This is a genomic window from Vibrio sp. T11.5 (assembly GCF_027587155.1).
In the GTDB taxonomy this organism is placed as follows: domain Bacteria; phylum Pseudomonadota; class Gammaproteobacteria; order Enterobacterales; family Vibrionaceae; genus Vibrio; species Vibrio neptunius.
Genome location: NZ_JAPPTP010000033.1, coordinates 1 through 14,400 on the forward strand (window position 1 = coordinate 1; position 14,400 = coordinate 14,400).

Genomic DNA, 14,400 nt, shown 5'->3' on the forward strand with positions numbered 1-14,400 from the left:
TGCTCCAATCGCAATGGATGAAGGTCTACGTTTCGCTATCCGTGAAGGTGGCCGTACAGTAGGTGCTGGTGTTGTTGCTAAGATCTTCGACTAATTCTTAGGAATTGCTGAAGACTTCTGAAAAATCTTTGAATAAGATTTGACGAACCAGTAGCAAAAAGGGCATCATTTGATGCCCTTTTTCTGCACTAAATTTAATGTTTGTTCATTTTATCGTCCAAACAAATAGTAAGCAGAATTCTTTGTCCGAGAGGTTGCTTCTTGGTCATTTAGAAAGAGTACGTCAATCGAGTTAAGGTTGTCGTTTCATGGATTTGCCCTGCAACAGCGGGGTTGTTGTCTGTATGTAAGACTTGTGACAGGTTTGGTTTTATGAAAGCAAATAATGCTGAAACTCCTGAAAGCTCAAATGGCGCAGATTTCTTCAAGTGGATTGTCACTTTTGTTCTGCTAGTTGCCGCTGTTGTGGGTAATTACCTGTATGGTGAAATGTCTGTAGTGATTCGCGCTGCAGGTGTTGTTGTACTGATTGCTGCGGCACTTGGTGCTGCTGCTACAACAACAAAAGGTAAAGCTGCGATTGAGTTCGCTAAAGAATCTCGTATGGAAGTTCGCAAAGTGGTTTGGCCAACACGCCAAGAAACTATGCAAACTACTTTGATCGTTTTAGCTGTAAGTATAGTAATGGCTCTAGCACTTTGGGGCATCGACGGCATTATGGTTCGTCTTGTCAACTTTGTGACTGGGGTATAGAGGGTTTTAATTCATGAGTGAAGCTCCTAAAAAACGTTGGTATGTAGTGCAAGCCTTCTCTGGATTTGAAGGCCGTGTAGCGCAGTCTCTTCGCGAGCATATCAAAATGCATGGCATGGAAGAGCTATTTGGTGAAGTTCTCGTCCCTACTGAAGAAGTAGTGGAAATGCGTGCAGGCCAACGTCGAAAGTCTGAGCGTAAGTTCTTCCCAGGTTACGTCCTCGTTCAAATGATTATGAACGATGAATCATGGCACTTAGTACGTAGTGTGCCGCGTGTCATGGGCTTCATTGGTGGTACCTCTGACCGTCCAGCTCCTATCACTGATAAAGAAGCTGATGCTATCCTCAACCGTCTTGAGAAAGCGAGTGAGTCTCCTCGTCCACGTACAATGTACGAAGCGGGCGAAGTGGTGCGTGTTACTGACGGTCCATTTGCTGACTTCAACGGTACAGTTGAAGAAGTGGATTATGAGAAGAGCCGCATGAAAGTGTCTGTATCGATCTTTGGTCGAGCAACACCAGTTGAGCTTGAATTTGGTCAGGTTGAAAAACTGGACTAATACTCTGATTTAAAGAGTATAAAAAATCACCTTTTAAGGGTTGTGCAAGGCGCGAATTATGACTATAATTTCGCGCCTTATTATTTTGGATGAGACGTAAGTTTTAATCCTGAATGAAAAGAATTTATATCAACGGGGAGCTGATCAGTTGGTTAGCGTTAGTACCCAAAATTAGGAATAATCATGGCTAAGAAAGTTGAAGCTTACATCAAGCTGCAAGTTGCTGCTGGTATGGCAAACCCAAGTCCACCAGTTGGTCCTGCTCTAGGTCAACACGGTGTAAACATCATGGAATTCTGTAAAGCGTTTAACGCGAAAACAGAATCTATCGAGAAAGGTCTACCGACTCCTGTTGTTATCACTGTATACAACGACCGTTCTTTCACGTTCATCACTAAGACTCCACCTGCTGCAGTTCTTCTTAAGAAAGCGGCTGGCGTTAAGTCTGGTTCAGGTCGTCCAAACACTGAAAAAGTGGGTACAGTAACTGACGCTCAAATCCAAGAAATCGCAGAAACTAAAGCTGCTGATATGACTGGTGCTGACATCGAAGCAATGAAGCGTTCAATCGCTGGTACTGCTCGTTCAATGGGCCTAGTGGTAGAGGGTTAATAAGATGGCTAAACTAACTAAGCGCATGCGCGTTATCCGCGAAAAAGTTGACGTAACTAAAGAATACGAAATCAACGAAGCTGTAGCTCTTCTTCAAGAACTAGCAACTGCTAAATTCGTTGAGTCTGTAGACGTTGCTGTTAACCTAGGCATCGATGCTCGTAAATCTGATCAGAACGTACGTGGTGCAACTGTACTACCTCACGGTACTGGCCGCGAAATCCGCGTTGCAGTGTTCACTCAAGGTGCAAACGCTGAAGCAGCTAAAGAAGCTGGCGCAGACATCGTTGGTATGGAAGATCTTGCTGAGCAAGTGAAGAAAGGCGAAATGAACTTCGACGTAGTTGTTGCTTCTCCAGATGCAATGCGCGTTGTAGGTCAACTAGGTACTATCCTGGGTCCTCGCGGTCTAATGCCAAACCCTAAAGTTGGTACTGTAACTCCTAACGTTGCTGAAGCAGTTAAAAATGCTAAAGCTGGTCAGGTTCGTTACCGTAACGACAAGAACGGCATCATCCACACTACTATCGGTAAAGCAAACTTCTCTGCTGAGCAGATCAAAGAGAACCTAGAAGCACTTCTAGTGGCTCTGAAGAAAGCTAAGCCGTCTTCTGCTAAGGGTACATTCCTGCAGAAAGTAAGCATCTCTACTACTATGGGTGCTGGTGTTGCTGTTGATCAGGCTAGCCTGAACACTCTAGCAAGCTAATATATTTGCTTAGGCGCGAAATTTGTGTATAATTTCGCGCCTAATATTTGTGGTTGGGGCTGAACTTTGGTTCTGTAAGAATTAATACCCAGTCTCCGTCCAAGACCGTAGGTGTCTGAGTTTGTGTAACAAATGATGACTTAATTATCCTACGTAGATGGTGCCCGAACTGACAGAAAGCTCTATGTAAATAGTTACCTTTCTTCTGGGAAGCACCTCAATAACTCTCACTGTCGTGATGATAGTGAGTGGTGTAACGACAACCAGGAGTAAATCCAAGATGGCTTTAAACCTTCAAGACAAAAAAGCAATTGTTGCTGAAGTCAACGAAGCTGCCAGTGGTGCACTTTCTGCAGTTGTAGCTGACTCTCGTGGCGTTGAAGTGGGCGCGATGACTTCTCTACGTAAACAAGCTCGTGAAGCGGGTGTTTATGTACGAGTTGTTCGTAACACACTTATGCGTCGTGCGGTTGAAGGTACTGACTACGAGTGTCTAACTGACACTTTCACTGGTCCTACTCTAATCGCATTCTCTAATGAGCACCCAGGTGCTGCAGCGCGTCTTTTCAAAGACTTCGCTAAAGAGAACACTGACTTCGAGATCAAAGCTGCTGCATTTGAAGGCGCGCTAACTGACGCTGAAGTACTAGCGACACTACCAACTTACGACGAAGCTATTGCACGCCTAATGATGTGCATGAAAGAAGCTTCTGCTGGCAAGCTGGTTCGCACTATCGCTGCACTACGCGATCAAAAAGAAGAAGCTGCGGCGTAAGCCTTGCTTTTTACTGGTTGCTAATTAAACTTATTGTTGATTTTAAAAGAGAATTGTTATGTCTATTACTAACGAGCAAATCCTAGACGCAGTTGCAGAAATGTCTGTAATGCAAGTTGTTGAACTAATCGAAGCAATGGAAGAGAAATTCGGTGTTTCTGCTGCTGCTGCTGTTGTAGCTGGCGGCGCTGCTGCAGGCGAAGCTGCTGCTGAGCAAACTGAATTCGACGTAATCCTAGAATCTGCTGGCGGTAACAAAGTTGCTGTAATCAAAGCAGTACGTGGCGCAACTGGCCTAGGTCTTAAAGAAGCTAAAGCTCTAGTAGACGGCGCACCTGCACCTCTAAAAGAAGGCATCGAGAAAGATGAAGCTGAAGCTCTTAAAGCTCAGCTAGAAGAAGCTGGTGCAAGTGTTACTGTTAAGTAATTATTGCATAGTTTCTTAGCCTAACGGCTAATGGCTGGTGGTTTTATAACCACCGGCCTTTTTGCGCTGTAGGGGTTGGGTGATTTTTCCGCTGTTTGAGCACCCAAGTTCCTAGCAAAAAACATTTCATTAGTTCTTAATGAAATGTCACTACAATCAAACAGATGTTAGTCACTGTCTCATAACGATTGGAGACAGTTTGGGTCACTTATCAGCGAGCTGAGGAACCCCATGGTTTACTCTTATACCGAGAAAAAGCGCATCCGTAAGGACTTTGGTACTCGTCCACAAGTGTTGGACATTCCATACCTGCTATCGATCCAGCTCGATTCGTTCGAAAAATTCATCGAACAGGATCCTGAAGGTCAATACGGTCTTGAAGCTGCTTTCCGTTCTGTATTTCCAATTCAGAGCTACAACGGCAATTCCGAGCTGCAATACGTTAGCTACCGTCTTGGTGAGCCAGTTTTTGACGTTAAAGAATGTCAAATTCGCGGCGTAACTTACTCAAAACCACTTCGCGTAAAACTACGCCTAGTTATCTTTGATAAAGACGCGCCAGCAGGTACTGTAAAAGACATTAAAGAACAAGAAGTCTACATGGGCGAAATTCCGCTTATGACAGACAATGGTACCTTCGTTATCAATGGTACCGAGAGGGTTATCGTATCCCAGCTGCACAGAAGCCCAGGTGTATTCTTCGACAGCGATAAAGGTAAGACCCACTCTTCAGGTAAAGTTCTATATAACGCACGTATCATTCCTTACCGTGGTTCATGGCTTGATTTCGAGTTTGATCCTAAGGATAACCTATACGTACGAATCGACCGCCGTCGTAAGCTACCAGCATCTATCATTCTTCGCGCACTAGGTAAGACGACAGAAGAGATCCTGGACATCTTCTTTGAGAAGGTGAACTTCGAGGTTAAAGATCAAACTCTACTTATGGAGTTGGTTCCTGATCGTCTACGTGGTGAAACTGCGTCATTCGATATCGAAGCAAATGGCAAGACTTACGTTGAAACAGGTCGTCGTGTAACGGCACGCCACATCCGTCAGCTTGAAAAAGATGGCGTTGAGCATATCGACGTACCAGTAGAGTACATCGTAGGCAAAGTGTCTTCGAAAGACTACATCAACGAAGCGACTGGCGAGATCATCGTTGCGGCTAACCAAGAAATCAGTCTTGAAGCACTAGCTAACCTATCTCAGGCAGGCCATAAAGCTCTAGAAGTTCTATTTACGAACGACCTAGATCACGGTCCATTCATGTCAGACACACTACGCATCGACAGCACTGTTGATCGTATTTCTGCATTGGTAGAAATCTACCGCATGATGCGCCCTGGTGAGCCACCAACGAAAGAAGCTGCTGAAGCACTATTCGAAAGCCTATTCTTCTCAGAAGAGCGTTACGATCTATCGACTGTTGGTCGTATGAAGTTCAACAGCTCTATCGAACGTGAAGATGCTCAAGAGCAAGGCACACTTGACGAAACTGATATCGTTGAAGTGATGAAGAAGCTTATCGCTATCCGTAACGGCATCGGTGAGGTGGACGATATCGACCACCTAGGTAACCGTCGTATCCGTTCAGTTGGTGAAATGGCAGAAAACCAATTCCGCGTTGGTCTAGTACGTGTTGAACGTGCTGTTAAAGAGCGTCTAAGCCTTGGTGATCTTGATGCAATCATGCCTCAAGACCTAATCAACGCTAAGCCTATCTCTGCTGCGGTTAAAGAATTCTTTGGCTCTTCACAGCTTTCACAGTTTATGGACCAAAACAACCCACTATCAGAAGTAACGCACAAGCGTCGTATTTCTGCATTGGGTCCTGGTGGTCTTACTCGTGAACGTGCTGGCTTCGAAGTACGTGACGTACACGTAACTCACTACGGTCGTCTATGTCCGATAGAAACACCTGAAGGTCCAAACATCGGTCTGATCAACTCTCTATCTGCGTTTGCACGTTGTAACGAGTACGGTTTCCTAGAGACACCATACCGTCGCGTAGTAGATGGCGTAGTAACAGACGAAGTCGATTACCTATCTGCTATTCAGGAAGGTCAGTACGTTATCGCTCAGGCGAACACGGTACTTTCTGAGCAAGGCACATTCTCTGAAGAGCTAATCACAGCTCGTCAGAAAGGTGAATCTGGCCTACACCCACGCGAACATGTTGACTACATGGACGTTGCAACTAACCAGGTTGTATCTATCGCTGCATCGCTTATCCCGTTCCTAGAACACGATGATGCGAACCGTGCATTGATGGGTGCGAACATGCAACGTCAGGCAGTTCCAACACTTAAGGCTGACAAGCCTCTAGTTGGTACTGGTATCGAGCGTAATATCGCAGTTGACTCTGGTGTTACAGCGGTAGCGAAACGTGGTGGTGTAATCCAGTCTGTAGATGCTTCTCGTATCGTTGTTAAAGTAAACGAAGACGAGCTGATCCCTGGTGAAGCAGGTATCGATATCTACAACCTAACTAAATACACTCGTTCTAACCAAAATACGTGTATCAACCAGCGTCCATGTGTGATGCCGGGTGAACCAGTTGCACGTGGTGACGTTCTTGCTGATGGTCCTTCAACAGACCTTGGTGAGCTAGCACTTGGTCAGAACATGCGTATCGCATTCATGCCTTGGAACGGCTACAACTTCGAAGACTCGATCTTAGTATCTGAGCGCGTAGTTCAAGAAGACCGTTTCACTACGATCCACATTCAAGAGCTATCTTGTGTGGCGCGTGATACTAAGCTTGGTGCTGAAGAAATCACAGCTGATATTCCAAACGTAGGTGAGTCTGCTCTGTCTAAACTAGACGAGTCAGGTATCGTTTACATCGGTGCGGAAGTGAAAGGCGGTGACATCCTTGTAGGTAAAGTAACGCCTAAAGGTGAAACTCAGCTAACTCCTGAAGAGAAGCTACTACGTGCTATCTTCGGTGAGAAAGCGTCAGACGTTAAAGACACGTCTCTACGCGTACCAAACTCTGTTTCAGGTACAATCATCGACGTTCAAGTATTTACTCGTGACGGTGTTGAAAAAGACAAACGTGCACTTGAAATTGAACAGATGCAGCTTAAAGAAGCGAAGAAAGACCTTACTGAAGAATTCCAGATTCTTGAGGGTGGCCTTCTGAACCGTGTTAAAGCTGTACTTCTTGACGGTGGTTACACTGAAGCGAAACTAGACGCTATCGATCGCAAGAAGTGGCTAGAGCTAACGCTTGAAGATGATGCTCAACAGACTCAGCTTGAACAGCTAGCAGAGCAGTACGACGAGCTACGAGCTGACTTCGATAAGAAGTTTGAAACTAAGCGTCGTAAGATCACACAAGGTGATGATTTAGCACCTGGCGTACTGAAGATCGTTAAGGTTTACCTAGCGGTTAAACGTCGTATCCAGCCTGGTGATAAGATGGCGGGTCGTCACGGTAACAAGGGTGTAATCTCTAAGATCAACCCTGTTGAAGACATGCCTTACGATGAGAAAGGTCAGCCGGTTGACATCGTACTTAACCCACTGGGTGTACCTTCGCGTATGAACATCGGTCAGATCCTAGAAGTACACTTAGGTCTGGCAGCGAAAGGTATCGGTGACAAGATCAACCAGATGGTGAAAGAGCAGCAAGAGCTCGCTAAGTTCCGTGACTTCCTACAGAAAGTTTACGACCTTGGTGATACTCGTCAGAAAGTAGACGTTGCGTCTCTATCTGATGACGAAGTTCGCACGCTGATCAAGAACCTACGTGGTGGTCTACCGATCGCGACTCCAGTATTTGACGGTGCTTCTGAGCAATCAATCAAAGAGCTATTGAAACTAGGTGACCTACCAGAATCTGGTCAGCTAACGCTGTTTGATGGTCGCACAGGTGATGCGTTTGAGCGTCCTGTAACTGTTGGTTACATGTACATGCTGAAACTGAACCACCTTGTTGATGACAAGATGCACGCTCGTTCAACTGGTTCATACAGCCTAGTAACTCAGCAACCACTTGGTGGTAAAGCTCAGTTCGGTGGTCAGCGTTTCGGTGAGATGGAAGTATGGGCACTAGAAGCATACGGTGCTGCTTACACGCTTCAAGAAATGCTAACAGTTAAGTCGGATGACGTTAACGGCCGTACTAAGATGTACAAAAACATCGTAGATGGCAACCACAGCATGGAACCTGGCATGCCAGAATCGTTCAACGTACTGTTGAAAGAGATTCGCTCGCTAGGTATCAACATCGAGCTAGAAGACGAAGAGTAATCCCTTCTTTCTTAATTGAGAAAAGCGATTATTTGGTAGAAGGTGCTCACTTTTGCGGGTGAGCCCCTTTTAACTCCTTACAGGAGCTGATTGTGAAAGACTTATTAAACTTTCTAAAAGCGCAGCATAAGACCGAAGAATTTGATGCAATCAAAATCGGTCTATCTTCACCAGACATGATCCGTTCATGGTCTTTCGGTGAAGTTAAAAAACCTGAAACGATCAACTATCGTACGTTCAAGCCTGAGCGTGATGGTCTGTTCTGTGCGCGTATTTTTGGTCCAGTAAAAGACTACGAATGTCTTTGTGGTAAATATAAGCGTCTGAAACACCGTGGTGTTATCTGTGAGAAGTGTGGCGTTGAAGTTACACAAACTAAAGTTCGTCGTGACCGCATGGGCCACATCGAGCTTGCTTCACCAGTTGCTCACATCTGGTTCCTAAAATCATTGCCGTCTCGTATCGGTCTACTCATGGATATCCCTCTACGTGATATCGAGCGTGTTCTTTACTTCGAAATGTACGTAGTAACTGAACCGGGTATGACTGACCTAGAAAAATCTCAGATGCTAACTGAAGAAGAGTATCTGGATCGTCTAGAAGAATGGGGTGATGAGTTCACAGCTAAGATGGGTGCGGAAGCGATCAAAGACCTACTTGCGTCTATGGATCTGCCTGCTGAAATCGAAGAAATGCGTGAAGAGCTTCAGTCTACTAACTCAGAGACTAAGCGTAAGAAGATCACTAAGCGTCTGAAGCTTGTTGAAGCGTTCGTTCAATCTGGTAACAACCCAGAGTGGATGATCCTTACTGTGCTTCCGGTACTTCCGCCAGATCTACGTCCTCTAGTTCCACTAGACGGCGGTCGCTTCGCGACTTCTGATCTGAACGACCTATACCGTCGCGTAATCAACCGTAACAACCGTTTGAAGCGTCTACTAGAGCTTGCTGCTCCGGACATCATCGTACGTAACGAAAAGCGTATGCTACAAGAGTCTGTTGATGCTCTTCTAGATAACGGTCGTCGCGGTCGCGCGATCACGGGTTCGAACAAGCGTCCTCTGAAATCTCTTGCTGATATGATCAAGGGTAAACAAGGTCGTTTCCGTCAGAACCTTCTAGGTAAACGTGTAGACTACTCTGGCCGTTCTGTAATCACAGTAGGTCCATACCTTCGTCTACACCAGTGTGGTCTTCCTAAGAAGATGGCACTTGAGCTATTCAAACCATTCATCTACAGCAAGCTAGAGACTCGTGGTCTTGCGACGACAATCAAAGCTGCTAAGAAGATGGTAGAGCGCGAAGAAGCGATCGTTTGGGATATCCTAGACGAAGTAATCCGCGAACACCCAGTACTATTGAACCGTGCACCTACACTTCACCGTCTAGGTATCCAGGCGTTCGAACCAGTACTAATCGAAGGTAAAGCGATCCAGCTACACCCACTTGTGTGTGCGGCGTACAACGCGGACTTCGATGGTGACCAAATGGCGGTTCACGTGCCTCTAACTCTAGAAGCACAGCTTGAAGCTCGTACTCTGATGATGTCGACAAACAACATTCTGTCGCCAGCGTCAGGTGATCCGATCATCGTACCTTCTCAGGACGTTGTATTGGGTCTTTACTACATGACTCGTGACAAGATCAACGTGAAAGGCGAAGGTATGTACCTTGCTAGCCCAGCTGAAGCTGAGAAAGCATATCGTACTAAGTCTGCAGAGCTGCATGCTCGCGTTAAAGTTCGTATCACTGAGACTGTAAAAGACGAAGATGGCAACAGCACCACTGAGACTAAGCTGGTTGATACCACTATCGGTCGTGCAATGCTATGGCAAATCGTGCCTGATGGCCTTCCGTACAGCATCGTTAACCAAAAGCTGGGTAAGAAGCAAATCTCTCACCTACTTAACGAGGCTTACCGTAAGCTAGGTCTAAAAGACACTGTCATCTTCGCTGACCAAATCATGTACACAGGTTTCGCTTACGCGGCACTTTCTGGTGTATCTGTTGGTATCGACGACATGGTTGTTCCAGCAGCTAAGTACACTGAGATCGAAGAAGCGGAAGCAGAAGTTCGCGAAATCCAAGAACAGTACCAATCTGGTCTTGTAACTGCGGGCGAGCGCTACAATAAAGTGATCGATATTTGGGCATCGACCAACGATCGTGTGGCGAAGTTGATGATGGAAAACCTCTCTTCTGAAGCTGTTGTTAACCGCGACGGTGAAGAAGAGCAGCAAGAATCATTCAACAGCATCTACATGATGGCTGACTCGGGCGCACGTGGTTCTGCAGCTCAGATTCGTCAGCTTGCAGGTATGCGTGGTCTGATGGCCCGTCCAGATGGTTCAATCATCGAAACGCCGATCACTGCGAACTTTAAAGAAGGTCTAAACGTACTTCAGTACTTTATCTCAACGCACGGTGCTCGTAAGGGTCTTGCGGATACAGCACTGAAAACAGCGAACTCGGGTTACCTAACTCGTCGTCTAGTAGACGTTGCTCAAGACGTTGTTGTACACGAGCATGACTGTGGCACCCATGAAGGTGTTGACATGATGCCGCACATCGAAGGTGGTGACGTTAAAGTTGCACTTTCTGAGCTGGCTCTTGGTCGTGTAGTTGCAGAAGACGTACTGAAGCCAGGTACTGAAGATGTACTGATCCCACGTAACACTCTAATTGATGAGAAGTGGTGTCAGATCATGGAAGAGAACTCAGTTGACCGCATGAAAGTGCGCTCTGTAGTTACCTGTGATGCAGACTTCGGTTGTTGTGCTCAGTGTTACGGTCGTGACCTAGCACGTGGTCACCTAGTGAACCAAGGTGAAGCAGTGGGCGTTATCGCTGCTCAGTCTATCGGTGAGCCGGGTACACAGCTTACGATGCGTACGTTCCACATCGGTGGTGCGGCATCTACTGCAGCAGCAGAGAACAGCATCCAAGCTAAGACGACTGGTACAGTTAAGCTACACAACGCTAAGTTCGTTATCAACAAAGATAAGAAGCTTGTAATCACTTCTCGTGCTTCAGAGCTGACTATCATCGACGAATTTGGTCGTACTAAAGAGAAACACAAACTACCTTACGGTTCTCTACTATCTAAAGGCGACAACGACGCAGTTGAAGCTGGTGAAACAGTAGCGAACTGGGAAGCGCACACTATGCCAATCATCACTGAAGTGGCAGGTCGCATCCAGTTTGTGGACATGATCGATGGCGTGACAGTTTCTCGTCAAACAGATGATTTAACAGGTCTATCTTCAAGCGAAGTAACTGAAGCAGCAGCTCGCCCAGCAGCAGGTAAAGATATGCGTCCAGCTATCAAACTTGTTGATGCGGCAGGTAACGACGTAATGATCCCTGGTACTGAAATGCCAGCTCACTACTTCCTACCTGGTAAAGCGATTGTAAACATCGAAGATGGCGCTGAAGTAGGCGTGGGTGACACTCTATCTCGTATCCCTCAGAAATCTGGCGGTAACAAAGATATCACCGGTGGTCTACCACGCGTAGCTGACCTATTCGAAGCTCGTAAGCCGAAAGAGCCTGCGATTCTTGCTGAGCACACAGGTACTGTAAGCTTCGGTAAAGAAACGAAAGGTAAGCGTCGTCTAGTCATCACTCGTGAAGGCGGCGACGCATACGAAGAGATGATTCCTAAGCATCGTCAGCTTAACGTATTCGAAGGCGAGAAAGTTGAACGTGGTGACGTGATCGCAGATGGTCCAGAATCTCCACATGACATTCTACGTCTACGTGGTATCCACGCTGTGACTCAATACATCGCGAACGAAGTTCAAGAAGTATATCGTCTACAAGGCGTTAAGATTAACGATAAGCACATCGAAACTATCGTTCGTCAGATGCTACGTAAGTGTACAATCACGCACGCTGGTGACTCTACAGAGTTCCTAGTGGGTGAGCAGGTTGAATACGCGAACGTTAAGATTGCTAACCGTCAGCTAGAAGCTGAAGGCAAAGAGCTAGTTCGTTTCGAGCGTGAGCTGCTTGGTATTACTAAGGCATCTCTAGCGACTGAATCGTTCATCTCTGCGGCATCGTTCCAGGAAACAACTCGCGTACTAACAGAAGCTGCGGTTTCTGGTAAGCGTGATGAGCTACGTGGTCTGAAAGAAAACGTAATTGTTGGTCGTCTAATCCCAGCAGGTACAGGTTTCGCTTACCACCAAGATCGTCAAGCTAAACGTGTAGAAGAGCAAGAAGGTCCTTCTGCTGAACAAGCGACTGACAACCTTGCAGCACTACTAAACGCAGGCTTTTCTTCAGAAGAATAAGGCTGCAGACGAGTAATCGCTAGCTAAGAAATGACAAAAGGCACCTTCGGGTGCCTTTTTTGTTTTTGGAGGGCGGGAGGCGGGAACGCGTTGCTACGGGAACGGACTGCGTCCTATGGAAAACTGGAACGGGCTTCGCCCTACGGGAACACTGCGTTCCGAGAAGCGTGAAGCGGGAACGGACTTCGTCCTATGGAAAACTGGAGCGGGCTTCGCCCTACGAGAACACTGCGTTCCGAGAGTCGAGACTGGACTTTGTCCTTTGAGAGAAGATTGACGTCATACTTCGTCATTCCCTAGACTGACGAAGGAAGGAGTAGGGAATCTCCATAAGTTTTAGACTCGCTTTAAGAGATCCCCAACTCACTCATTCTTCGTTCTTGAGGATGACAGCTTAATTTATTGAAACAAAAAGGGTTGACGCAAAACGCCAACCCTCTAAGACTCTCTAGCTCTCTAGCTCTCTAGCTCTCTAGCTCTCTAGCTCTCTAGCTCTCTAGCTCTCTAGCTCTCTAGCTCTCTAGCTCTCTAGCTCTCTAGCTCTTAAGCCCCAGGCGGAATCGCCAAGCTATCAGCGATAAGTTGAATCAGCTGATCTTCTACTTCAAAGCGAACTTCGAGTAGTTCTCCAACCTTTGACATATCTACTTCGAAATCGGGAAGTTCATCATCCGCGCTTACACTGACGTACTTGTCATTAAACTCGAGTAATGGTTCCGTGGTTAAAACGATTTTTGCGTAGGTAGCATCAATCTCATTGTTGGTTTTAAATCCTGTCGCTTGCCATTTTTCCATCACCATATCGTAAATTTTGAAATGACCCTCGGAAATATAATCCACAACATGATCACAAAAAGAGCTGATTTTTTTGGGAGAAGGAAGTTCGACAACGTTAGCATGCCCATTCGCGGGTTGAAGGGAACCTAACTGACAGTATTCTACAATCAGCGATTGTCTTGTTTCGAGCCAGTGGTCGATCACTTCGCTTGAACCACCCCACTGTTGTTGCGTTTGTTTGAATTTATTTAGCATGACCATGCCCTCATGATCGGATCACAGCTCCGGTGATCATTACGCTTTGCTTTGCAAAGCCATCCTAGAGAATAACCTCTTGTCCTTACTAGAATTTATAGCCAGAAAATTGTTCCACTACAAACTCTGGTATGAAATTAGATTGCCAGTAAAATGAATGAACTGCAAGCAGAGAGGATGGGTAATGTTTAAGAACAGTGACACAAACCGTACGAGTAATGCATATTGGTGTGTTGTATCAGGGAGTGAGGTTTGGTTGATAGACAATGAATTGCCTTGTGGCCCAGCCCAAGCATTTGCTCTGTCAGAAGAAAGTGCAGTAAAGATTGGAGATTACAATGGGTTACCTGTTATGTGGCTCAACGCACATGATCTCGAGCAATCTCTGCCTTTAACTTCACTGCGTGATTGCTTGGTGTTGGCTGAGCCATTGTTTTTTCTGATCAGTAAAGCGGTACAGTATAGCCACATGACACAAACTTTGCGTTTTTGTCCAACCTGTGGCGGCCGTAATCGCTTAAACCATAATCAAATTGCTATGCAGTGTGGTGATTGCCGGACGCTACACTACCCGAGAATATTTCCTTGTATCATAGTTGCAGTACGCAACGGCGATCAAATTCTTCTAGCGCAGCATCCGAGACACCGTAATGGGATGTACACAGTGATTGCCGGTTTTGTTGAAGTAGGCGAGACTCTGGAGCAATGTGTTGCGCGTGAAGTCAAAGAAGAAACGGGTATCGATGTGTGTAATATTCGCTATTTTTCCAGCCAACCTTGGGCGTTTCCTTCCAGTTTGATGATGGGTTTTTTAGCTGACTATCGCGGCGGGGCGCTAAAGCCTGACTACAGTGAATTGAGTGATGCTCAATGGTTTACTGTGCCGAATCTACCTCCTGTCGCTCCACATGGAACTATCGCGAGGGCATTAATTGAACAAACGATTAAGGACATAGATTGAAATAACATCCT

At 46.1% G+C, this 14,400-nt stretch carries 11 protein-coding genes and 1 pseudogene; 11 read left to right on the forward strand and 1 reads right to left on the reverse strand.

Annotated features, from left to right (window positions below):
• From OH455_RS21270 to OH455_RS21315, 10 genes and pseudogenes are all read left to right on the forward strand, one after another.
• Window positions 1-94: pseudogene (locus OH455_RS21270) on the forward strand (elongation factor Tu); the annotation flags it as partial.
• A 278-nt stretch (window positions 95-372) separates the two neighbouring features.
• The gene (secE, locus tag OH455_RS21275) at window positions 373-753 is read left to right on the forward strand and encodes a preprotein translocase subunit SecE (RefSeq protein WP_045975432.1); all 381 of its coding nucleotides are present in this window, start codon (window positions 373-375) and stop codon (window positions 751-753) included.
• A gap of 13 nt (window positions 754-766) precedes the next feature.
• Complete coding sequence (nusG, locus tag OH455_RS21280) at window positions 767-1,315, forward strand: transcription termination/antitermination protein NusG (RefSeq protein WP_045975433.1); 549 nt, start codon at window positions 767-769, stop codon at window positions 1,313-1,315.
• 183 nt (window positions 1,316-1,498) lie between these two features.
• Window positions 1,499-1,927: a 50S ribosomal protein L11 gene (gene rplK, locus OH455_RS21285; RefSeq protein ID WP_006957115.1), complete on the forward strand. Its 429-nt coding sequence runs from the start codon at window positions 1,499-1,501 to the stop codon at window positions 1,925-1,927.
• 4 nt (window positions 1,928-1,931) lie between these two features.
• A complete protein-coding gene (gene rplA, locus OH455_RS21290) occupies window positions 1,932-2,636 on the forward strand; it encodes a 50S ribosomal protein L1 (protein ID WP_045975434.1) in 705 nt (234 codons plus the stop codon).
• Window positions 2,637-2,916: 280 nt separating this feature from the next.
• Window positions 2,917-3,411: a 50S ribosomal protein L10 gene (gene rplJ / locus OH455_RS21295; RefSeq protein ID WP_045975435.1), complete on the forward strand. Its 495-nt coding sequence runs from the start codon at window positions 2,917-2,919 to the stop codon at window positions 3,409-3,411.
• A gap of 58 nt (window positions 3,412-3,469) precedes the next feature.
• On the forward strand, window positions 3,470-3,838 hold the full coding sequence (gene rplL, locus OH455_RS21300; protein WP_269982732.1) for a 50S ribosomal protein L7/L12: 369 nt from the start codon (window positions 3,470-3,472) through the stop codon (window positions 3,836-3,838).
• A gap of 231 nt (window positions 3,839-4,069) precedes the next feature.
• Window positions 4,070-8,098, forward strand: a complete 4,029-nt coding sequence (gene rpoB, locus OH455_RS21305; RefSeq protein WP_269982733.1) for a DNA-directed RNA polymerase subunit beta — start codon at window positions 4,070-4,072, stop codon at window positions 8,096-8,098.
• Window positions 8,099-8,190: 92 nt separating this feature from the next.
• Window positions 8,191-12,396, forward strand: coding sequence for a DNA-directed RNA polymerase subunit beta' (gene rpoC / locus OH455_RS21310; protein ID WP_045975437.1), 4,206 nt, complete (start codon window positions 8,191-8,193; stop codon window positions 12,394-12,396).
• A 115-nt stretch (window positions 12,397-12,511) separates the two neighbouring features.
• Complete coding sequence (locus OH455_RS21315; RefSeq protein WP_269982734.1) at window positions 12,512-12,673, forward strand: hypothetical protein; 162 nt, start codon at window positions 12,512-12,514, stop codon at window positions 12,671-12,673.
• 266 nt (window positions 12,674-12,939) lie between these two features.
• Here OH455_RS21315 and OH455_RS21320 read toward each other — a convergent pair whose 3' ends face one another.
• Window positions 12,940-13,434: an Rsd/AlgQ family anti-sigma factor gene (locus tag OH455_RS21320; protein WP_045977920.1), complete on the reverse strand. Its 495-nt coding sequence runs from the start codon at window positions 13,432-13,434 to the stop codon at window positions 12,940-12,942.
• 178 nt (window positions 13,435-13,612) lie between these two features.
• Between OH455_RS21320 and nudC the strand changes: the two genes are divergently transcribed.
• Window positions 13,613-14,389: an NAD(+) diphosphatase gene (nudC, locus tag OH455_RS21325; RefSeq protein ID WP_045977919.1), complete on the forward strand. Its 777-nt coding sequence runs from the start codon at window positions 13,613-13,615 to the stop codon at window positions 14,387-14,389.
• Window positions 14,390-14,400 lie beyond the last annotated feature (11 nt).